The following is a 23,045-nucleotide window of genomic DNA, read 5'->3' on the forward strand; positions in this document are numbered from 1 at the left end:
TTATGAATGATGCTCTTGCTGTTCTTCAAAAATATTGGAAACACAACTCCTTTCGATCGCTTCAAAATGAGATTATTGAATCTGTACTGCAAGGTCAAGATACCTTTGCAGTATTGCCTACTGGAGGTGGAAAATCAGTGTGTTTTCAAGTCCCAGCGCTTTTAAACAAAGGAATATGCCTTGTCATTTCTCCGCTGGTAGCATTAATGAAAGATCAAGTAGCTAATTTACAACTAAAAGGCATCAAAGCAATTGCCTTGACAGGAGGCATCAGAAGCGAAGAAATGATAGATTTGCTAGACAACTGTCAATACGGTGATTATAAATTTCTTTATTTATCACCCGAGCGGTTACAATCGGACTGGATTATTGATCGCATAAAAAAACTTCCTATAAATTTAATCACAATTGATGAAGCGCATTGTGTATCCCAATGGGGACATGATTTTAGACCTGCATACCTAAAAATTTCTACACTTAAAGAGTACCTCCCAAACACTCCTTTTCTGGCCTTAACCGCAAGTGCAACTCCTAGAGTAAAAACGGATATCATACAACAGCTTAGTCTTGAAAAACCAATATTATTTGAAAAATCTTTTTCAAGACCAAACATTGCTTACATGGTTTTTGAAGTAGAGGATAAATTATTTAGAGTGGAGCAAGTTTTAAAAAAAAATCCAGATCCATCTATTATTTATGTTCGAAACAGAAAATCAACTCTTGAAATTGCTTCCCAATTAAACAGTTTAGGATTTAAAGCTACTTACTATCACGGAGGACTCACTACAAAAGACAAAGATAAGAACATGCAGGCCTGGATGCAGGAAGAGGCACAAGTCATTGTAGCAACAAATGCTTTTGGAATGGGAATAGACAAACCCAATGTAAAAACGGTAATTCATATACAATTACCAGAAAACATGGAGAATTATTACCAAGAAGCTGGTCGTGCCGGACGTAATGAAAAAAAAGCTTTTGCAATTCTACTGACGAGTCCATCAGATATAATTCATGCTGAAAATCAGTTTTTAAACAATTTGCCTGACAAGAAATTTTTAAACCTAATGTATGTTAAGCTTTGCAATTATTTCCAAATTGCCTATGGCGAAGGTATTGATGAACAATTTACGTTTAATTTGAACCAATTTTGCATCAAGTATAAATTTCCTACCTTAAAAACGTACGCTGCAATGCAGTTTTTAGATCGCCAAGGAGTTATTACTTTATCACAAGAATTCTCAGAGAAAATTACTTTGCAATTCACCATACCTTCAAAAGAAGTAATTCGATACATGAGTTTGAATCCAAATGATGAAGAAATAATTTTAGCTATTTTGCGTACATATCCAGGCATATATGAGATGCAAACCCCTTTCAACCTGCAGCTTGTAGCAAAAAAATCAAATCATAATGAAGCTCAAGTACATGCTGTTTTACACAAATTAAAAGAAAAAAACATAGTAGAATACCAATCTAAAAACAATGATACCACATTGGTTTTTAACGAAATTCGAGAAGACGAAAGAACAATAAATAGAGTATCCAAACACTTAGAACATCAAAACCAATTAAAAAAGACACAACTCGAATCTGTAATTGAATATATAAACAATAAAGACACTTGTAAAAGTCAATTAATTCTAAACTATTTTGGAGAGAAAAATACAGAGGATTGTGGTCATTGCTCCTATTGCATAACACATAAAATAAAGAAAAAAGACAGTAAGAATCTTGCTCAAGAAATAGTAACTTTGCTCAAGCAAGGAGATTTAAGCTCCAGAGATATTCAAAATAAAACGAATAGTTCAACCGAAGACGTTTTTTCCGTTTTACAAGATCTTTTAGAAAATAACATCATATTGGTTCAACCAAACAATACTTACACATTACGATTATGACAGATAAATTACGAATTGTATTTATGGGAACTCCAGACTTTGCAGTAGGGATACTTGATACTATTTTAAAAAACAACTATAATGTGGTAGGTGTCATCACTGCAGCTGACAAACCTGCTGGACGCGGTCAAAAAATAAAATTTTCGGCTGTAAAAGAATTTGCGTTACAAAATCAGCTTCCATTATTGCAACCAGCAAGCTTGAAAGATGAAGATTTTTTATCCGAATTAAAAAACTTGAATGCAAACTTACACATTGTTGTAGCGTTTAGAATGTTACCTAAGGTCGTTTGGGATATGCCAGCATTAGGAACATTCAACCTACACGCTTCCCTGCTTCCGGAATATAGAGGTGCAGCTCCCATAAATTGGGCAATTATCAATGGAGAAAGCAAAACTGGTGTAACTACTTTTTTTATAGATGATAAAATTGATACCGGAGCAATGATTTTAAGTGACGAAATTCCTATTGATGAGAACGAAAATGCGGGCCAACTACACGACAGATTGATGGAATTAGGCAGTAAAACTGTAATCAGAACATTAGAAATGATTGCAGAAGGTGATGTTTCTACTCAGATTCAAGAAGACAATGCATCAATTAAAACTGCGTACAAACTTAACAAGGAAAACTGTAAAATAGATTGGACAAAATCCGCAAGTGTAGTTCACAATTTAATTAGAGGATTATGTCCTTATCCAGCCTCATGGTGCTATTTCAAAGACAATGAAGAGGAATGGAATGTCAAAATATATGAATCGTCAATTGTATTAGAAAAACATGCCTTTGAAATAGGAAGCGTACATTGTACCAAGAAAGAATTAAAAATTGCTGTTTCTGATGGATTTGTCAAAATACTGAGCTTACAATTTCCAGGAAAGAAAAGAATGAATACTAGCGATTTATTGAACGGAATTGTTTTTTCTGCTTTTGCAAAAGCGTATTAGACCCAACAAAACAAGGGAATCACAGCGCGACGCCTAGATTTATCAACAAAAAAAATAAGTTATCAACAAATTAAGCTAAATTAACACAAAACACTTGCGAGGAAAGGAAATCCACTTAAATTTGTATATTAACAATATTTGATAACCAACAATTAATAACTATTATTATGAACAAATCAGAATTAATCGATGCTATCGCTGCAGATGCAGGAATAACAAAAGCAGCTGCAAAATTAGCTTTAGAGTCTTTTTTAGGTAACGTGGGAGAAACCTTGAAAAAAGGTGGTAGAATTTCATTAGTAGGTTTTGGATCTTGGTCAGTATCTGCTAGAGCTGCAAGAGATGGTAGAAACCCTCAAACAGGTAAAACGATTCAAATCGCAGCAAAAAATGTAGTGAAATTTAAAGCTGGAGCTGAACTTGAGAGTGCAGTGAACTAATTTTAGAACACCATATATAGACAAAACCTTCCATTTGGAAGGTTTTTTTTTGCATTTCAACGAAAATGTTTATGAATTAAATAATAAAAACCTTAATTTTAATAAAAAAATTATTCCAATGATTACAGATAAATTAAAAAAAGGACATTTGCTCATTGCAGAACCTTCCATAATTGGCGACTTATCATTCAACAGATCAGTGATTTTACTAGCTGATTACAACCAAGAAGGCTCAATAGGTTTTATCATTAATAAACCCTTAAAATACACTATTCACGATTTAATTCCTGAAATTGATGCTTCTTTCAAGATTTACAATGGCGGACCTGTAGAACAAGATAACTTATATTTTATTCACAACATTCCTGATTTGATTCCAAATAGCATTGAAATATCAAATGGTATTTATTGGGGTGGTGATTTTGAGTTCACTAAAGAACTTATCAATAAAGGCTACATTAATAATGACAACATTCGTTTCTTTTTGGGCTATACGGGCTGGCATGAAAACCAATTGGAAACCGAAATGAAAAGCAATTCATGGATCATAACAGCAAATAGTTATGAAAACAAGATCATTGGAAAATCTGCAACTCATTTTTGGAAAGAACAAATAATGGAACTTGGGGGTGATTACCTAATATGGTCAAATGCACCTGAAAATCCTTATCTAAATTAATTTTGCACAAGCTTATTTATTTCATCAAGCAACTGTAAAGCTATTTTTGAAATATATGTTTTTTTACGATAATGTGTTATGGGTTGAATTCCCTTTATTACATTGGTAACAAATAATTCATCTGCTTTTTGAAGATCAAATGGAGAAATTACCTCTTCAAATACTTCAAGATTATCTATTTTTTTTGCTATTTGCAAAATTTGTTTTCGCATAATACCATTCAAACAACCTTCTGAAATAGGCGGCGTTATTAACTTATTTCCTTGCACCATAAATATATTTCCTTGCAGTGCTTCGGCTACATTTTTACTATCATTGAGCAAGATACAATTGTCTAAGCCGTTTTCGCTAGCAAAAATACTACCCGTTATATTAATAATTTTATTTGTTGTCTTAATACTCGAAAGTAATTGTTTAGAAATATAAAAATCCTTGTATAAATCTACTTCATACTTTTTATCTTCAATATCGTAATGAGAATTTTCAATTGAAACTACTTGAATCAAATATGAAACGGTTTGATTTTGTGGCAAATAATACCCACCTTCGTTTCTAAAAACTGTAATTCGGGCTCTTGCCGAACTAGATATTTCATTTTTAAGTGCCAAAGAAATAATTTCTTCTTCAAGAAATTCCATGGTGAAATTCATGGGAATTTCCATTCGGAGAACGCGCATGGACGCCATTAATCTGAAATAGTGATCTTCTAGAAAAAGAATTTTACTATTGACAATTTTGACTGTTTCAAAAACACCATCACCATACAAAAAAGCACGGTTTTGCCCCCATTTGCAATCGTCTTGAGAAATAATTGTTCCGTTAAAATTAACCATAAAAAAAGCCCTAAAATTATTTAAGGCAAATATAGTTATAAATACTATTTTTAAACGGAACCGATGAGATGTTTTAAATCAGAAATTTGATTTTCCCATAATAAAGTAGCTTCGCTAACCTCTCCCTTTTCGGCAAAGTCTACTACCATTAGAGATACATCTTTGGTAAGCTCATCAACCAGAATGTGTAGTTCAAAAAAGTACTCTGTATCCTTACTATTCTCATCAACCCATTTAAATTTTACTTTCTCGCCCGTTTTTTTAGACGCAAGTCTGGCTTTTTCCTCTGAATCATTCCAAATAAAGGTAAAATATTCACCTCTCGAGTTAACGTTATCTGCAAACCATTCTGACAACCCTGATGGAGTTGATATGTATTGATACAGTAATTGAGGGGATGAATTTATGGGAAACTCGATTTCGTAACGTACTTTTTGATCCATGAGATACTTTTGTATTTTTTTGGAAATATATAGATAATTACCACATAAAAAAAGGTTTTTTAAAAATATTTTTTTTTTATTAATTTATGCTTGCAAGCTCTAAATTTATTTCTATATTTGCACCCGCAATGAGGGACAGTTAACCACCCTACAATGGCGAGATAGCTCAGTTGGTTAGAGCGCAGGATTCATAACCCTGAGGTCCCGAGTTCAAATCTCGGTCTCGCTACCAAAATAAAAACCCTAACATCAACATGTTAGGTTTTTTTGTTGGAATTATATTTCGAAAATATAGACTTTAAAACGCTCAAGTGAGGAAAGGGAGTGAGGAATTTAAAAAAGATACCTATATATAACTCTGACAATGTGAACAATAAGTAACCAGATCTCAGGTTCAATCACACCAGTCCTTTTTTTGTTTTCATTTTTATAACAAGCAATTTAAACTGACAAGACAAACAATTTACATCAAAACCTAAATAGAGGTATTATCAAAAAAGAAAAAAACAGACCCTTTTCCTATATTGCGCAGAAATTATTTTAAACCTTGTATTAGAAATACAGTGCAAGCCTTCTTCCATAAGTTCTTTGAATACTGGCTTAAGCAGAGCCAAATAGCATCAACCTTTAACCAAAATATCAAAGGTTGTTGTTTTTTTTGAGTGTTTAGATTTTTAAACAGGAATCAGAATTTATACAAATCCTAATCCATCAGACTCAAGAATATCATCATACCTAAGTATTCAAAAACATCATCCAAAATTTATAATTATAAAAAAGTTTCTGTTTTCAGGAAAATGAAATCATTAGCTTCTATATTAAAGACAATGGTATTGGTATTCCTGCTGATCAGCATGAAAATATATCAAAAATTTTCAAAACGCTTGACCGAAACGCTGTCAACAATGGTGTCAGGCCTTCAGTGTGCAAAAAAATAGAAGAATTGCACGTACGAAAAATTACATTTCAATCCATATGGGGCCAAGGTCCAATATTTCATTACACTATTTAAAAAAATAATGTTAAATAGTTATAAAAAATGAAACTATCACAAAATTTATTAATGTATTAAACTCAAGTCTAAAATAAAATATATTTATATTTGACTTTAAAAAACAAATATAAATGACTGATAAACAATTTGCCAATCTTTTTGTTGAACAGTCGAAGGACCTTATTTGGATCATCGATTCTCATTTTAAGTTAATATACGCCAATAAAGCGTATCAAAACGCCATGACACAAGTGAATGGCAAAGAAAAAAAATTGGACGAACCGATCTTTACAGTAGGTTTTGGTGATGGTTCAATAGAAAAATGGAAATCCTATTTTGTGCGTGGGCTGAATGGCGAACATTTCGAAATTGAGGATCAGTTTTACAACCCTACTACGAATCAAGTTGAATACAGTCAAATATCGTTTCATCCAATAATCGATGAAAACCGAGTTGTTGCTAGTGTAGCATGTCAATTAAGAGATATTACTTCGATTATAAAATCAAATACTGAAGCAGAAATAATTATGGATGCTTCTTTGGATGTGATTTGTTCTATTGATGAGCAGGGATTCTTCAAGAAGGTGAATGCTGCTTGTAAAGAATTATGGGGATATGAAAAGCATGAATTGGTTGGTAGAGCATACATTGATTTTGTTATTGATGAAGATGTAGAAAAAACTAATGCAGCCGCTGCAGATATTCTTTCAGGCAAAAACGTTACAACTTTTGAAAATAGTTATAAAAGAAAAGATGGAGGTATTGCTTTCAATTTATGGTCAGTACGATATGACCCAAAAAGCAAAATTATGTTTTGCGTAGCGCGTGATGCAAGGGAAAAAATCCAAAAAGAAGAATTACTGATTGAGAGTGAAAACCGCTTTAAGGCACTAGTGCAAGAGGGGTCTGATATGATCAGTATTATCGATGCGGCTGGAAATTATATCTACACCAGTCCTAACACAACGGCAATCTTAGGGATTACCCCAGAGGAGTTTGACGGCAATTCCATATTCGACTTTATCCATCCCGATGATATCGAAAAATCAGCCGCATACATACAGCGAATAAGTACCGAAAACAAAGTGATTGTTGAGCCTTTTAGATTGAGGGATGGCAAAAATGAATGGCGATGGATAGAAACAGTATTGACTAATATGCTGGATAACCTTGCTGTGAATGGTATTGTGGCCAACTCGAGAGATATCACCGAAGAGAAAAAATTAGAGAAACTCAATAAACAAACCAATGATTTAGGCAAAATTGGAACCTGGGAATACGACCTGATTGAAAACAAACTCTTTTGGTCAGATGAGGTATACTATTTGCACGATGTAGACCCTGGTACATTTGTCCCAAATGTTGAAAGTGCTATAGACTTTTATAAGGAAGAACATAAATCATATGTTACGGATGAAATCACTAAAAGTCTGACTCAAGGAGTTTATTTAGATTATGAGGCTGTTATTATAACTAGAAGTAATAAAGAAAAATGGGTACGAGTGATTGGTAGCCCTGAATTCATTGAAGGAAAATGTGCCAAGTTCATTGGAAGCTTCCAGGACACTACCGACCTCAGAGAAGCTGAAAGTCGTCTGCAAAGTTTGTCTGACAACATCCCAGGAGTCGTCTTTACATACCTAATTCATCCAGACGGTTCAGATGAATTTAAATATGTGAGTAAGGGATCTGAAAAAATTTGGGGGTATAGCCCGGAAGAGGTAAAAGACAATTCTGATCTGGTTTGGAATCAAGTAAAAGCCGGAGGTGATTTTGAAGTAATGAAGCAAAGCATTAGTGACTCAACTGAAAATAAATCGCAGTGGTATATGCGTTTTAGCATCGTTAGAGCGGATGGCGAAAAACGATTGCTCCAAGGATTGGGAACACCGGAATTTTTATCTAATGGTACTGTGCAATATAATTCAGTGGTGCTAGACATCACTGAAGAAGCTAAAAACGAAGAGCTACTTGAACAAGCCTCCAATCTAGCAAGGATAGGTAGCTGGGAAGTAGATCTGAAAAAAAACAAAATATTGTGGACTGAAATGGTGCATCAATTGCACGAAACCAATCCCCAAAGTTTTAAGCCGGACCTTGCCCAGAGCATTAATTTTTACCGGGAAGATTTCAAACCCATGATTACCGAAGCGGTCAATCAATGCATTCAGTTAGGTACTTCTTTTGACTTTGAGGCGGTAGTTGTAACCGCAAATAAAAACGAATTGTGGGTAAGAGCCATTGGTAACGCTGAATTTATAAATGGGGAATGCGTCAGAATTTATGGCAGCTTTCAGGATATCCATAAACGTAAAGAAGCCGAGATTCGCTTGCAATCCTTATCAGATAATTTACCAGGGGTAGTTTACACCTATATCATTCATCCGGACGGTACCGACTCAATGCAGTTTATTTCTGGAATGGTTGAGAAGATGTGGGGTTATACAACCAACGAAGTAATGCAGAATATTGACTTATTATGGGATCAAATAAAGCAAGGTGGTGATATAGAAGAAGTCAAGTCGAGTGTAGCCAAATCTATCGAAACAAAATCAAAGTGGACTTGTCGCTTTAAAATTGTTAATCATAACGGCGAAATTAGAACTCATTTTGGCAGTGGAACTCCCATTTTTTTGGCAGATGGAACCATTCTATTCCATGTAATGGTACTAGACATTACACAGGAAGCCAAAAATGAAGAATTGCTAGAGGAGGTTACCAACATGGCAAGAGTCGGAAGCTGGGAACTGGACTTGATCAACCAAGACGGAGAAAGCATTTATTGGTCTCCAATTCTGAGGGAAATAGTGGAGGTGGATGATAGCTACAACCCTACATTAACAGGTGGTATAGAATTTCATGTTGGAGAAAGTAAAGAACGCATTCAGAAAGCACTGGACCTTTTAATTTCTGATGGTATAGAGTTTGATGAGGAAGTACTTCTTCGTTCACCAAAAGGAAATGAGCGATGGAATCGATGCATTGGTAAAAGAGAAATGGTAAATGGAAAATGTATCCGCATATATGGTAGCTATCAGGATATTCATCAGCGTAAAGAGTCTCAATTAGAATTATTGGCTGCTATAAAAAAAACACAGGAAAGCGACGCTAGATTTAAATCATATACGCAACAGTCACCAATTGCTATTTATACAACTGATATAAATGGAGATTGTATATATGCCAATGAAACGTGGCTTGAAATGGCAGAAATGCAATTGGAAGACGCCTTAGGTAAAGGATGGATTAACGCTCTTCATCCTGAGGACATGGACTATGTAACTGACAATTGGTACAAATTAATTGAATCTAATGATGAATGGAATTATGAATATCGCTTTTTAAGTAGCAATAAAAACATCATTTGGGTCAATGGAAGTGCTAAAAAATTATTCAATGATAAGAATGAACATATTGGTTATCTCGGATCTAATGTAGATATCACGGAACGCAAAAAAGCAGAGCAAGACAAAAACAGTTTGCTTGCAACGCTGGAAAAAAGTTTGAATGAAATTTATGTCTTTGATGCAAAAACATTAAAATTCACTTATGTCAACCAATGTGCTCTCAATAACATCGGCTATTCAGAACAAGAAATAAAGGAACTTACTCCGCTTGATCTAAACCCAGAATTTACCGGAACAACTTATAACCAGCTGATAAATCAGTTGATAACTAAAGAAAAAGAAAAAATTATCTTTTTTACAAATCACAAACGAAAAAACGGGAACCTTTACCCTGTGGAAATCCATTTACAATTCATCGTAGAAGGCAACAATAAAAGATTTCTGGCAGTAATTTTGGATATTACGGAGCGAAAGCAAAGCGAAGTAAAACTGTTGGACATAAATAAAAAGTTAAATATCCAAACCAAAGAATTACAACGTTCTAATGAGCAACTTGAACAATTTGCATTAAGCCGAAGCCAATACGTTATGCAGATGGAAGCACAAAATGAAAAACTTAGAAACATTGCATGGACGCAATCTCACCTTGTGAGAGCACCCCTATCCAGAATATTAGGTATCATCAACTTAATAGAAATGCAGCGAGACAATCTCGATGATTTGATGTTTTGCTTAAAGCAACTACGAGTTTCATCCGATGAAATGGATGCTATTATAAGGAAAATCACAGAAGAAGCTCAAGAAATTCAATTAAATAAAATCAATGAGTAAGACAATATTTATTATTGATGACGATCCCGTATTTAGCTTTATTGTAGAAAAAATGATGATAAAAGTGGACAGCACTTTAACAATTATTTTATGTAAAGACGGTAAAATAGGTTTAGAAAAAATATTTGGGCATCAAGGCTACTTATCAGAATGTATTGTTCTTTTGGACATAAATATGCCTGTACTAGATGGGTGGGGGTTTCTAGACCAAATACAATCAGAACAGTTTAGTGAGTACCACAATATACCATTATATATTTTATCATCATCTACAGACAAAGTAGATATTGAGAGGTCCAGTCAACATTCAATTGTTAAAAAATTTTACTACAAACCATTAAGCAGTGTTGATATTGTAGAAATATTGAACTTTAATAATATACAATCAGAAAGATTTTAGCGGCTTGTTAACAAAAGCTATAATACCATACTCACAAAATTAGAAACCTAATTAGTGAAGTAAAATTGAAACCAAAGACAAAAACCTGTAAGTTTCTAAACTACTTATAGGCTCGGGATTAGTCCTTTTAAAATGGAATCATAGATGATTTTTAGTAAGCTACTTTGACCCAAATTAAAAATTGCTCCAAACAAGTTAGATATTCAAAAAATATTTGGAAAAACCACTATAAAATTACAGCAATTCTAGCACTTTACAACCCCATACATAAACCTATCCATCAGCGAAAACTCCGTAAAGTGTGTGTTAAATAGCCGCACCCTAGAAAGCATGTAAAGCTTCAGAAAAGAACAACCAAGTCATATCAGTGGTTTTGTGAAATTTGGGTTTTCGGCCTAATATGAAGTTGGTTTTGTATTTGGAAATTTTGGCTAATCCGAAAATTGGGCTTAATTTAGTCCAAAACCCGCTGTAGTGTCGTAACGTAGGCAGAAACCTTAGAACTAGATATACAATAACGTTAATCATCATTTAAAATAACTATGAAAAAAATATCTATTTTATCCTTGTTATTTTTTACTACAATATTGTATTCTCAAATTGATACCACACATAAAAAAGACCTAAAAAACTTTTTTATATTGTCTCAAAAAAAAGATACAATTAAAAATTTTTCATTAAAATTTGATTTTAAAGACTTTTCTACAGAATTGTTTTCAGCATATAACCAGAATTCCAAATTAAATGATATTTTCATCATCAAAAAAGACACCTCAAACTTTGTGAAATCGACAATCAATTTCAATAATAACCTTAGAAACCCTAAAATTGATTCATTCAATCCTTATGGTGCTAGTGATGCTAAATCTGGTTTGATTATTGGGGCAATTGGAGGAGTTTTTAGATCCATCTTTAACACTGATTAATTTTTAACTCTTTTATGTATTGGTTTCATTGCGTGCGCAGCACGAACAATGAAACCCCTGTTGAATAGCCTGTCCCCTTTTTTCGGGAGAACCACTTATATACAGTCAACATTTATGGAGTTATCGTAAAGATTTAAGAGAGAATTTCGAGAGGATTTAGTGTCTTACTTTTTTTTTGAGAAATAATTTAGGTTTGGTATCGTGTATTATTCCTTTTATACATAAATTCCCTTACCCGTTCGCTCGTATTACTTTCCTTGCGTTTTATTTCTAACAAATGAAGAAGTAATGCCAATAACTCTACAATTATTAAAAAATGAAACTGGAAAAACGCTCCATGTCCTTTACCATAAAAAATTAGGAAATCGTTTTGTACAATGATATCAAAATACTAAGAAAGTATATCGTTACTAATAAATGAATCCAAACAGACGTACTAAAACAATATTTAAAAGTATTGGCTTTATATTTTGGAACTTTAACAGCTGTTTTTAAAGCTTAGTTATACTTTTATTATCTCAAAGCGAATTCCATAAATTTTTTTTTATTGTAAGTGAAATCACTTATAATTATTTTGTAATTTACCACATAATATTTGTTTAGAGATTTTTAGACAAATTGTTGTTAGCTAAAAGCCATGTATTCGTTTTTTGAAAAATGGTTCGTTATGCACTACATGCTGTAAAATTAGACTGCCTACAGAAAAAAAAAAAAATGAAATATGGATGAAATTTTTGAAATCGTAGAAAATATTTTCAGTTCTGGTGGCTTTATGCCGCGATGGATATGCGGGCAATGGTCAGAAACACTCGGTTGGCTCTACATTATTTCAAATATAGCTATTGGATTAGCTTACCTATCTATACCGATCTTCTTATACAAATTTGTCAAAAAAAGAAAAGAAAAAATATTTAATAGAGTGTTCATATGCTTTATGCTCTTTATCTTTTTTTGCGGCACTACGCATTTTGTGGACGCTATTATATTTTGGTTTCCGTTATACCGGCTAAATGCGGTAGTCTTAAGCATGACAGCATTGATATCTTGGATTACTGTTTTGGTGCTTTATCGTTTCCTTCCGATAGCATCACAATATCGATCTCCTGCAGATTTGCAACTAATTATTGAGGAACAAACGAGAGACTTGGCCATTGCTTATCAAAAATTATCAATCAGTGAGAATCAATTTAAGACTCTAGTTAATAGTAATCCGGATATCATTACTCGGATTGACAAAAATTTAACCTATCAATTCATCAATAATTCGATTCGCAAAATACAAAACATGGATGCTGAAAATATTATTGGTAAGAATATTCGAGAAGTGCGTGTGGAGGTCGATAACCAGATAAATGAATCATTCATTCGCCATGTAGAATCTGTTTTCAAAACAAATAAAACCGAAACGTTTGAATTTGAAATGAACACCAATGAAAATCAACATAACTATTTTCAATTATCAATCATACCACTTGAAAATAAAGTAGGAGAATTACCTGAAGATGTCTTAACAATAACCCGAAATATTACACATCAAAAACTATATGAACAGGAACTTAAGCGTAATATTAATCATTTCGAACTATTAGCTGATGGAATAGAGAAAAAGAGAAAGATATTAGAAGATTTTACTTATATTGTTTCACATAATTTAAGATCACCTGTTGCCAATTTAGCCGCTTTGTTAAATTTACTAAAAGACGAAACAGATGATGATATGCGAAACATGTTCATTGAAAAAATCGACATTGCCTTTCAAAGTCTTTCTACTACGGTAAACGATTTGACAAATGTTGTGCGAATACGGCAAGATAGTGAAATACCGAAAGAAGAACTTTTCTTTCAAGATATTTTATCAAATCATCTAATCAATCTGGAAACACAGATTAACGAAACGGCTACCACAATTACTTACGATTTCAATGCATGTGAGAAAATTGATTATCCAAAAGTATACCTTGAAAGTGTTTTTTTAAACTTATTAACTAACGCGATTAAATACAGCTCACCAAAAAGAGCACCGCAAATTATTTTTAAATCGTTTATTGACAAAGATGGAATGATTAGCTTAACTTGCGAAGACAACGGCATGGGCATTAATCTAGAAAAACATGGCGCAAAGCTTTTTGGTCTAAATAAAACATTTCACGAGCATCCTGATGCGAAGGGTGCTGGCTTGTTTATCACTAAGAATCAAATCGAAACAATGGGAGGTGCGATTTATGCTGAAAGTGAAGTAGATAAAGGATCCAAATTTATTATCTATTTCAATGTCAATAATTCTTAAATTTAAAAAAAATATTGTGATTGTAAAAAATAGTACAATTCTTTAAAAAACATTTATGAAAAAGATAAATACTTTTTGCATTGTAGACGATGATGATATTTATCAGTTCACTACATCACTTTTGCTGAAAAAGACTGATCTAGTAAATAAGATTATCGTGTTTTCAAATGGACTAAAAGCCATTAATTTTCTAAAGGATGAGATGGGTAATATAGAAAACATTCCTGACATTCTATTTTTAGATGTGAACATGCCTGTTATGGATGGGTGGGAGTTTTTGGAGGAATACCTAATAATCAAGCCCATGATACCTAAAACAATAGTAATTTACATGGTGACTTCATCTGTGGATGAAAAAGATGTTTTAAGAGCCAAAAGTATTAGTGCATTGTCAGGTTATTTGGTAAAGCCTATATCAAGCCAAAATATAGAAGAAGTTATTTTAGGAATTTTTAATTGAATTTTGTTTTCAATCAACTTTTAAATCTAGCCGCAAGGATGTTCTTTCCGTGTGTGTAAAACTTTTTTTCGCAAAAAATAACTATAAAGTTTTCAGGTTTAAACCAAACAGTCCATTCTGTTCGCTTGGGATTACATTCCGTTACTGTTTACTGTTATCAAATAATGAATTACACTAAATACTTCCATCATCATTAAAAAATGAAATTAGAAATACTATACCCATTCTTTATCACAAAAATTCAATAAATCATTTCTACCCAATTATAACAATTTAACAAAACTACTTTATCTTTGATTAAACATAAAAGGAAATATCCTTTGTTACATAAATCCAAAGTCATTATGCCTGAGAAAAATAATGACAAAACTATTTTTTCGCTGCTGGAAGTAACAAAAAGTATAAAAAAAACTCTGAAGCAATGATATTCAATTACTTTTTGGATTAAAGCTGAAATGAACAAACTGAATCATTACAGTCATTAAACAAGTGATAGATCAAAAACATCTTCCATATTAGGAGTGAGGAAAAAGCATGAAGAAAACGGTAAAAAACGATAAAAATAGATTTTTTTTTAAAAATTAAAACATTGAAAATCAATAGTTTAAAAAATAAAAAAGTTAAATTTCAATTTTCATAACCATGAGGTCCCGAGTTCAAATCTCGGTCTCGACACCAAGACAAACCCTTAAACCTGAATTGTTTAAGGTTTTTTTATTAAAAATGAATTCCGGAATGCAGACTTTAAAATGCTAAAGCGAGGCAAGGGACTGAGGAATTTTACATATTGAAATTCAAATATCAATCGATTTTAAACAAAAAAAGGTATAAATGAATTGTAGTTTTCATTTATACCTTTTGAATTTTAGTCAAATTGATTTGAATTATGCAACTATTGAAAAAATTAACTGTGGATTATTTAACAAAATATAACTTAAATCATAAGTTAGTTTTTTCTATCCACATTTATAAAATAAAATTGTTCAGATTTTGAAAACCAAGGGTTTTTGTTTAAAAATTAAATTTTGCTCCTTTTTGAAATTGCTTTGTAATTATTAATAAGTATACTGGCTCCATTTGCAGAAGACAATTCCTCTAAACTTGTTTCACAAAGAGCATCTATCCTGCACATTTGATCTATTGTAGAGAGTAATTTTCCAGAGGTTTCATCAAAAATAAAAATGTTATCAATTGCATTTTTAATAATTTTGATTAGTTGTTTAAAATCATCTTGGGAAAATTCATTATCTAAAATATAATTTTCTAATCTAGCTCCTTTTCTGTATTTAGGATACTCCTCAAGCCCCATAAAGTGCAACATCCATGACTTATTGTAATATCCAATTGTTTTTACAATTCCTATATAATCTGCAATTAACTCATCGTGTAAGTTATTTGATGCTATCCCATATTTTTGAAGAGTATATAAATGTGTACATTCATGTTCTTCTCTTATCGAAATGGAATAGGACAACCATGCATCTTCAGTCAAACCCAATTGTTTTGCTGCTACATTACTATAGGGTTTTATACTCAAAATAATTAAATTATCCTTAAATAATTTCTTATTAGGCAATACATTACAAGTAAACTCTTCTGTCCAATTTCCAAAAGTATTGGTTGCTAACCATTTGTTTTTTAAAATGGTCAATCTCTCCCAATTATTGATGCCGTTTATTAACACGGCACCCATAGATTGGGGAACATAGTTAGGGTTGTTTTTATATAAAAGTGACTGTATAATCGTAGTGAAGTCTTCACTATTTGAAACCGTTACTATGGGTATTGAACCAGCAATACTTTTATGAACTTTAAATGTGATATTTTCAAAATCGTTTAAGTGTAGTAAAAAAGGAAAATTCATATCGACTGTTTTTCCTCTTAACACTATATCTTTATAAAATTCTGTTTTTTCTATGCCTAACTGTATTGGGAAATTCAATTGAGGATAGCATTTTTTTAATTCATTAAACACCATTTTACCTTCTGAAACTCGTGTTGAAATCCCTCTCCAATATTCAAGATCAATCTCATCAAAAAAAGGTGATTTTACGTTTTTTTTTACTAAAAATTTATTCTCCAAGTAGTTTTTAAGTCCTGCAGAAAAACAAATGCTGTTAGTGTGGTCAACTTCCTTTACCATATCTTAAATTTATTAAAAAGTATTAAGCAATTTGACGTTTAGCAAGTTCTGTAAACAATCCGTCCTTTTGAATTAATTCTTCATAAGTTCCTGACTCTTTAATTTCCCCTTTATCTAATACAAAAATACGATCAGCATTTTTTATAGTACTCAACCTGTGTGCTATGACTATACGAGTAGCTTGAAGTTTATCTAAACTTTCTGCAACAATATTTTGAGTTTTATTATCAAGAGCACTCGTAGCCTCATCCATAAATAATAATCTAGGCTTATGGGCAATTGCTCTTGCAATCATTAATCTTTGTCTTTGACCTCCTGAAAAAGTTCCAGCTCCCTCACTAATAACAGTATGCATTTCCATTGGCATATTCTTTATATCATCTTCCATACCAGCCATTCGTGCTGCATCCCAAGCATCATCTAATGTTAATTCTGAATTTCCAACAATATTTTGATAAATACTACCTGACATAAGTGCTCCGTTTTGTAATACCACCCCTATTTGTCGTCTTGTCAATTCTTTATTCATTGCGTCAAATGTATTACCATCATAGAATATTGAGCCTAACTCCGGATGTTCAAATCCTAAAAGGAGTCTCATAATAGTAGATTTTCCAGAGCCGGAAGCACCTACAAAAGCAACCATTTCACCAGGTTTTATTTTAAATGTAATATTTTTTAAAATTAAAGGTTGATCCTCATAATACCTAAAAGATATAGAATTCAACTCAATTTCACCCATTAATTCACCTGGATCAATACTTTCCTCTATCGATTCTGGTTTTTCCTCTAGAATAGGCTTAACCCTTTCGTAAAGAGGGATAACACTAAGTGAAGAAATAAATGCCATACTTAATCTTAAACTATCATTTAAAAATTTGTTGAAGGAAATGATAAAAGCCATAAATGAGCCAACAGACATCATTGCCGCATCTTTAGAATTTAAAACCGTATAATATATGAATGAAAAAAATAATATACTTGTAAAAAGAGGATAAGAACTATTGAAAACCTCCACAAAATTTTGGTAACTACCTGCACTAAAGCCTAATTTTTTTAATTTTGAAAACTTTTCACCCCAAAGAGAAAAAATTCTTTTTTCACCTCCTGTTATCCTTATTTTACTAATTCCAGATAGAAATTCGAAAAGAAAACCTTGAATATCTCCTTGGTATTTTGACACCTCTCTATCGTACTTGAGTTTAAACCAGCCCATCAAAATCATAAAAGCAATAGCTATTAAGGCAAGCGTAACTCCAACCCATGCTAAACTAGAATCATAATAAAAAAGAAGTAATAAATTTACAAAAGAGAATACCCCACTAAGTACAACTGTCATCAATGTATTAGATAAAATTTGTCTTATTGAATTAATACTTAAAACTCTATTTGTAAGATCACCCGCTGTATATTTTTTATAGAAAGTTACAGGTAAGCGAAGGATATAATCCATCACTCCTACTTGAAGGTTAATACTTGATTTTGACTCTAACCTCATTTGCAAAACTCCTTGCGCAAGTTGCAGTCCAGCTGTTACAAAACCGATAATTATCATGATAATGAAAATTTCTAAATGTATAGATTTATCTGCAGTGGGTATTACATCATCATATATCATTCCTGATAAAATAGGAATTAATAAACCTATTAGACTTACAAGTAAAGAAGCAACTAGTAATAGTCTGGCATCTTTTTTTACGCCATTCATAGCGAAATTCAATACTTTTTTTATGGAATCCATTTTCACATCAAATCCAGAAAAAAACATATACCCAATAGGTTCTAAAGTGTCGGCTATTTCATTATTAACTATAGTTTCGGTACCCTTAGAAAAGTTTTTAATTAAATAAGTGGTAGAATTTTTCTGAATGAGAGCTACAGGTTCATTTGTTTCTTTTACAAATGCTAACAAATGTCCATTTTCATCTTTCCACCACACATCTCGTAAAATAATTTTTCGTATTCTTACTTTAGAACTCTGAGCAATTGCATATAAATAATTATTTGTATTGTAATTATCTGCCTCAAAATATTTAGGTTCTTCAAATTTAAAACCTGTTTGCTCTCCAATTAATTGGCATGTCAAAAAAAGTATATTTTGCTTTTTTGCCTTATCTTTCTTTAAGTGATGTAACTCTTTTTTAGAACCAGTAACTATCGATTTTATTTTTTCTAAAGTGCTTTTTAATTCTTCTTCTTGATAAATTAATTTATCATTAAGAATATCACTTTCTGATAAACTACTGATCTCTATATTCTTGCAAAGTTGATTGTAAAAATGACCTTGTAGTTTTTCTAAAGAAATTAAAAAATTAATTTCATCCTCTAGAACTTCTCTGGTACTCATAGATTTCAACTCAGAACTTTCAGATAAGGACTTAACCCATAACTTATTACAAACAGGAATAGGGAATTTAAGTCCATCATTATAATTAATGGTCTCATGATCTGAAAAAATAGAAAGCTCACCATCAATTAAACTTATCCAGTTTATTCCATGAGAAGGGTATGCAATTGTATTTTGATTTAAAAAAAAATAATTATAACTATCAATCGTTTTGTAAGTTTTTGGAGTATTACTTGAGTTGATTTTAAATGAAGTTTTTAGTATCCATTTATCAATCATACCGGCTAGAAAAAAATGATCAATAGCAATAAGTTTATGTTTATCTATTGATAATAAAGTTGCTTCGTTTGAAAAAACAATTAAACGAGTATCATTTTTACAGTCAGTAGAAAGCAAACTAAATAATAAGTCTCCTTTTTTAGCGGAGTATAAATATTTTAACGCACATAAATAATCTCCTTTTTCATCAACTCTTACATAAAACACATTTACCTCACCAGAAACTACCATCCAGAGTTTATCTGTGTTATTTAGTATCAATGGTTCTTCAACTCCTATATATATTTTTTCTTTCGTTGACATATCTTAATTTTTATTTTGTTTCAATCAATTTAGCATAAACACCATTTAATTTTAATAATTCTTTATGAGAGCCTCGTTCTACGATTTTACCAAACTCCATTACAATTATCTCATCACAGTCCATTATAGTGCTTAATCTATGGGCAACAATTAAACAAGTACATCCTCTTTTCTTAATATTATCCATCACAATTTTCTCTGTGGTTGAATCCAAGGCACTGGTAGCTTCATCCATAATTAAAATTGAAGGATTGCAAACTAGAGCTCTAGCAATTTCAATTCGTTGACGCTGTCCACCGCTAAAATTTGATCCACCCTCTAAAACAGAGCTATCGTAACCTTCATTTCTAGCCGCAATAACATCATGAATATCAGCATCTTTTGCGGAATTTATAATGTTTTTTTCTGGGATCATCACGTCCCAAAAAGAAATATTCTCTTTAATTGTGCCATTAAACACTAAAACTTCCTGATCAATTACTGCTAATGATTCTGTAATGACATGTCTAGGAATATCTTTTCTATTTTTATTGTCTAACAATACGTCACCATCCCAAGGATCGTAAAGCCCTGATGCTATTCTTGCCACAGTAGACTTTCCGCTTCCAGAACCTCCTACTAGTGCTACTCTACTTCCGGGTTTTAACTTTAAATTAAAATTCTCAATTAACGCTGGCATTGTAGGACTATATCCAAAAGTCACATTCTTCATTTCAAAATATCCAATTAATTTGTTATTAATGGATTCCTTATTGGGCTGCTGGATATTTTCATCTTCGTTTTTTATAAATTGTTTGTCAATTTCATAGTTCATTACATCATCAATACGCGCCATATCGCTTTCTGTTTCGTGCAACATAGCTCCTACTGATACTAATTGATTTACTGGTGTAATAAAATTGTTCATTAAATAAGTAAAGGCAACTAAAGCTCCTAATGTCATCTCTCCTTCCATTATCCTCAAAGCCCCTAAACCTAAAATTAAAGTATTTGTTAAAGATGAAATTAGGTTTGGGAGTATATTAAGCCTTATAGTCAACCACCCAAATTCTTGTTGAGCATTCATTACTTTAGCCAAATAACCAATCCAATTCGTGAAAAAATCATTTTCTCTACCAGAAGATTTTAATGTTTCAATCATGCTAATTCCAGAAGTAGTAGTTCCTAATAACTTTCCAGTTTCATTGCTCAATCTTCGGCTTCCGTCTTTTCTAGCAGTCGAAACATATTTTAAGGCAACCACATTTAATAGTGCCATAAAAACACCTATTAAAGTCAGGGTAACATCATAGGAGAACATTAAAATTGCATAAAAAATTACAACAATAACATTTAATGCCGCATTTGCTAAATCACCACTTAAAAGTTTTGCTACTTTGTCATTCAATGAAACTCTATTACCTATTTCACCACTATATCTCTGAGTAAAAAAAGCAATAGGTAAATGAAAAACATGCCAAAGAAATTTACTAGATGTTACTAATGCAAGTTTTGTTTCTAATTTAAGCAAAAAGTATTGCTGCAGATAGACTAGAGATGCATTAACAATAAGAAGGCCACCCATAATTAATAAAAGCGGCATTACAAAACCTGAAAAATTATTCACTAGATATTTATCTATAAATATTTTAAGGAAAGATGGAATTACTAAACCAGGAATTACTAAAAACAAGCTTGCAATAATAATGTAGGTTATACTCAATTTAGAATTTGTAATTCTTGAAATTAGCGATGCAAATAATCCTTTTTTCTCATTTCCTTTTTCAAAATCTTTTGATGGACTAAAGGTTAAAACAACTCCTGTGTAAGAATCATCAAATTCTTTGTGAGTTACAAAATACCTACCTTGAGCTGGATCACTAAGATAAACTCTGTTTTTTGTAAAACCCTCAAGTACCAAAAAGTGATTGAAATTCCAAAAAATAATCGATGGAGCCTCTATTTGCATTAACTTTTCAATAGACTTAGCATATCCTTTTGCCTCTAACCCAAACTCTTTAGCCGCTTTTAGAATATTTGTAGCCTTTAATCCATCTCGTGATACCCCACAAGCTATTCTCAATTTTTCTAATGGAACAAATTTTCCAAAATGTCCTAATATAATACTTAAAGCAGCAGCACCACATTCAACGCTTTCCATTTGAAGAACAGTAGGCACTTTGACAGGTCTATTTTGTTTTTTTAAAAGTAAGTTTATGATATTTTTCATTTTGATGGATCAATATAAGTCAAAAAATTTCTTGAACGCTGGAACAACTAATGTAACAGGAGGCTCTCGTTTGATTGTGATTTTACCTAAACATGATGTACCTTCTTTTAAAAAAATATCTGGTCCTTTTGCAGAAGTCCACTTATATCCACTATAGGATACTGGGTCTTTCTCAAAATCTACGTATACTTCAAATAAAGGACCACCTACTAAAAGTTGCTTTGTAAGTTGATCATTTTTAACAGATGTGAGCATTCCTTGTTGGGTTATCGGAAAATCTGATACATAAGTAACTTTTCCTTTTATAAATCCATATTCTTCAGGCTGGACAGTCGAAGGTACAATTAAAGCTTCCATTCCTTTTTTGATTTTTTTTCCATCTTTTGAAGGAATATAAAGAATACCTCTTAATTGAGATTGTTTTGTTTTAATGGTATTCTTAAGTTTAAATAATGGAGACCCTACAGAGACAACAATTCCAGCATCGGTTAAAACCTCAACTACTTCTCCACTATATGGACTTTTTATATTTCTTTGATTGTCATACCTTTCAGTTAAAAACTGAAGATTTCTTTCAGCTTCCGCAATTCTTTGCTTTTGTAATATCACTTTCTGTTGCATATCAAAACCTAAATCATTTTGCTGACTTGAGGTCTGAGCTATTTGTCCTTTTAATCTTTCAATAGTATTTTTGGCTACTTCAATTTGTTGTTTCGTATTTGCAACTTGCGATTTAGTTATTAAACTTTTATCCAATAAAATATTCTCTGATTCTAGTTGATTATTCAGAAAAATAATTTTCTTTTTTTCTGATTCGATCTCCCCTTTAATACTTACACGGGATTGACTAATTATTTCACCTTGTAGTTGAGTACCTTGATTCCCGTAAGACATTAGCTTTTCCATTTCAAATTTTCTATCAGATAGAACCGCTTTTGCATCTTCTATTTGTTGAAAAAGTTCTGGTTGTCGAATTGTAGCAATTATGTCACCCTCTTTAACGGTACTCCCTATTGCTACTCTCAACTCAACTAATTGCCCTTGTGCTGTAGCAACTACTTCATGAACGTCCCCGCCCAGTACAACACCAATTACATCTAATTTTGTTTTTACGGTGCCCATAAAAGACCACATTATGGCTGTGAAAATTGCTACTATAATTGTAATTAAAGCTATCCAAGCTTTTGTACCAGTGACCTTAATTAATTGATCTAATTTTTCTGGAGTTGAAAGTTTTTCTAATGCCGATTTTCTAAAAAAAGGTGCTGACATAATTTAT

The 23,045-nt window shown here is 32.1% G+C and carries 16 protein-coding genes and 1 tRNA gene; 11 read left to right on the forward strand and 6 right to left on the reverse strand.

The annotated features are described in order from the left end of the window. Positions 1-2: 2 nt before the first annotated feature. The 4 genes from K5V07_RS11070 (at position 3) to K5V07_RS11085 (ending at position 3,964) form a co-directional block, all read left to right on the forward strand. A complete protein-coding gene (locus K5V07_RS11070; RefSeq protein WP_221917526.1) occupies positions 3-1,898 on the forward strand; it encodes an ATP-dependent DNA helicase RecQ in 1,896 nt (631 codons plus the stop codon). After that, on the forward strand, positions 1,895-2,845 hold the full coding sequence (gene fmt, locus K5V07_RS11075; protein ID WP_221917527.1) for a methionyl-tRNA formyltransferase: 951 nt from the start codon (positions 1,895-1,897) through the stop codon (positions 2,843-2,845). Before K5V07_RS11070 ends, fmt begins: the two co-directional genes overlap by 4 nt. A gap of 167 nt (positions 2,846-3,012) precedes the next feature. Further along, complete coding sequence (locus K5V07_RS11080; RefSeq protein WP_086454747.1) at positions 3,013-3,285, forward strand: HU family DNA-binding protein; 273 nt, start codon at positions 3,013-3,015, stop codon at positions 3,283-3,285. A gap of 118 nt (positions 3,286-3,403) precedes the next feature. Further along, on the forward strand, positions 3,404-3,964 hold the full coding sequence (locus K5V07_RS11085; protein WP_221917528.1) for a YqgE/AlgH family protein: 561 nt from the start codon (positions 3,404-3,406) through the stop codon (positions 3,962-3,964). Here the strand turns inward: K5V07_RS11085 and K5V07_RS11090 are convergent. After that, the gene (locus K5V07_RS11090) at positions 3,961-4,797 is read right to left on the reverse strand and encodes an aminotransferase class IV (protein ID WP_221917529.1); all 837 of its coding nucleotides are present in this window, start codon (positions 4,795-4,797) and stop codon (positions 3,961-3,963) included. The two genes, K5V07_RS11085 and K5V07_RS11090, sit on opposite strands and share 4 nt — an antisense overlap. Positions 4,798-4,847: 50 nt before the next feature. After that, positions 4,848-5,240 carry an START-like domain-containing protein gene (locus K5V07_RS11095; protein ID WP_144888942.1) on the reverse strand — a complete coding sequence of 131 codons (393 nt, stop codon included), beginning with the start codon at positions 5,238-5,240 and terminating at the stop codon, positions 4,848-4,850. Positions 5,241-5,395: 155 nt separating this feature from the next. On the opposite strand from K5V07_RS11095, the gene K5V07_RS11100 reads away from it, so the two are divergent. From K5V07_RS11100 to K5V07_RS11130, 7 genes are all read left to right on the forward strand, one after another. Continuing rightward, positions 5,396-5,472, forward strand: a tRNA-Met gene (locus K5V07_RS11100). A 573-nt stretch (positions 5,473-6,045) separates the two neighbouring features. Beyond that, on the forward strand, positions 6,046-6,252 hold the full coding sequence (locus K5V07_RS15065; RefSeq protein ID WP_370632519.1) for an ATP-binding protein: 207 nt from the start codon (positions 6,046-6,048) through the stop codon (positions 6,250-6,252). Between the two features lie 113 nt (positions 6,253-6,365). After that, on the forward strand, positions 6,366-10,412 hold the full coding sequence (locus tag K5V07_RS11110; protein ID WP_221917530.1) for a PAS domain S-box protein: 4,047 nt from the start codon (positions 6,366-6,368) through the stop codon (positions 10,410-10,412). Continuing rightward, positions 10,405-10,812 carry a response regulator gene (locus K5V07_RS11115; RefSeq protein ID WP_221917531.1) on the forward strand — a complete coding sequence of 136 codons (408 nt, stop codon included), beginning with the start codon at positions 10,405-10,407 and terminating at the stop codon, positions 10,810-10,812. The genes K5V07_RS11110 and K5V07_RS11115 overlap by 8 nt, the downstream gene beginning before the upstream one ends. 542 nt (positions 10,813-11,354) lie before the next feature. Next, positions 11,355-11,738, forward strand: a complete 384-nt coding sequence (locus tag K5V07_RS11120) for a hypothetical protein (protein WP_144888989.1) — start codon at positions 11,355-11,357, stop codon at positions 11,736-11,738. A gap of 721 nt (positions 11,739-12,459) precedes the next feature. Then, a complete protein-coding gene (locus K5V07_RS11125; RefSeq protein WP_221917532.1) occupies positions 12,460-14,025 on the forward strand; it encodes an ATP-binding protein in 1,566 nt (521 codons plus the stop codon). Positions 14,026-14,080: 55 nt separating this feature from the next. After that, positions 14,081-14,485, forward strand: a complete 405-nt coding sequence (locus tag K5V07_RS11130; RefSeq protein WP_144888991.1) for a response regulator — start codon at positions 14,081-14,083, stop codon at positions 14,483-14,485. Positions 14,486-15,503: 1,018 nt separating this feature from the next. Here K5V07_RS11130 and K5V07_RS11135 read toward each other — a convergent pair. From K5V07_RS11135 to K5V07_RS11150, 4 genes are read right to left on the reverse strand one after another with little or no spacing between them, the layout of a single operon-like run. Then, positions 15,504-16,628 (reverse strand): hypothetical protein, encoded by a 1,125-nt coding sequence (locus K5V07_RS11135; RefSeq protein ID WP_221917533.1) that lies wholly within the window; start codon positions 16,626-16,628, stop codon positions 15,504-15,506. Between the two features lie 22 nt (positions 16,629-16,650). After that, positions 16,651-19,557 carry an NHLP bacteriocin export ABC transporter permease/ATPase subunit gene (locus tag K5V07_RS11140; RefSeq protein ID WP_221917534.1) on the reverse strand — a complete coding sequence of 969 codons (2,907 nt, stop codon included), beginning with the start codon at positions 19,555-19,557 and terminating at the stop codon, positions 16,651-16,653. Between the two features lie 10 nt (positions 19,558-19,567). Further along, positions 19,568-21,766, reverse strand: coding sequence for an NHLP family bacteriocin export ABC transporter peptidase/permease/ATPase subunit (locus tag K5V07_RS11145; RefSeq protein WP_221917535.1), 2,199 nt, complete (start codon positions 21,764-21,766; stop codon positions 19,568-19,570). A 9-nt stretch (positions 21,767-21,775) separates the two neighbouring features. Next, the gene (locus K5V07_RS11150; RefSeq protein ID WP_144888995.1) at positions 21,776-23,038 is read right to left on the reverse strand and encodes an NHLP bacteriocin system secretion protein; all 1,263 of its coding nucleotides are present in this window, start codon (positions 23,036-23,038) and stop codon (positions 21,776-21,778) included. Positions 23,039-23,045: the final 7 nt, after the last annotated feature.

The organism is Flavobacterium sp. CHNK8 (assembly GCF_019774515.1).
GTDB lineage: Bacteria > Bacteroidota > Bacteroidia > Flavobacteriales > Flavobacteriaceae > Flavobacterium > Flavobacterium tiangeerense.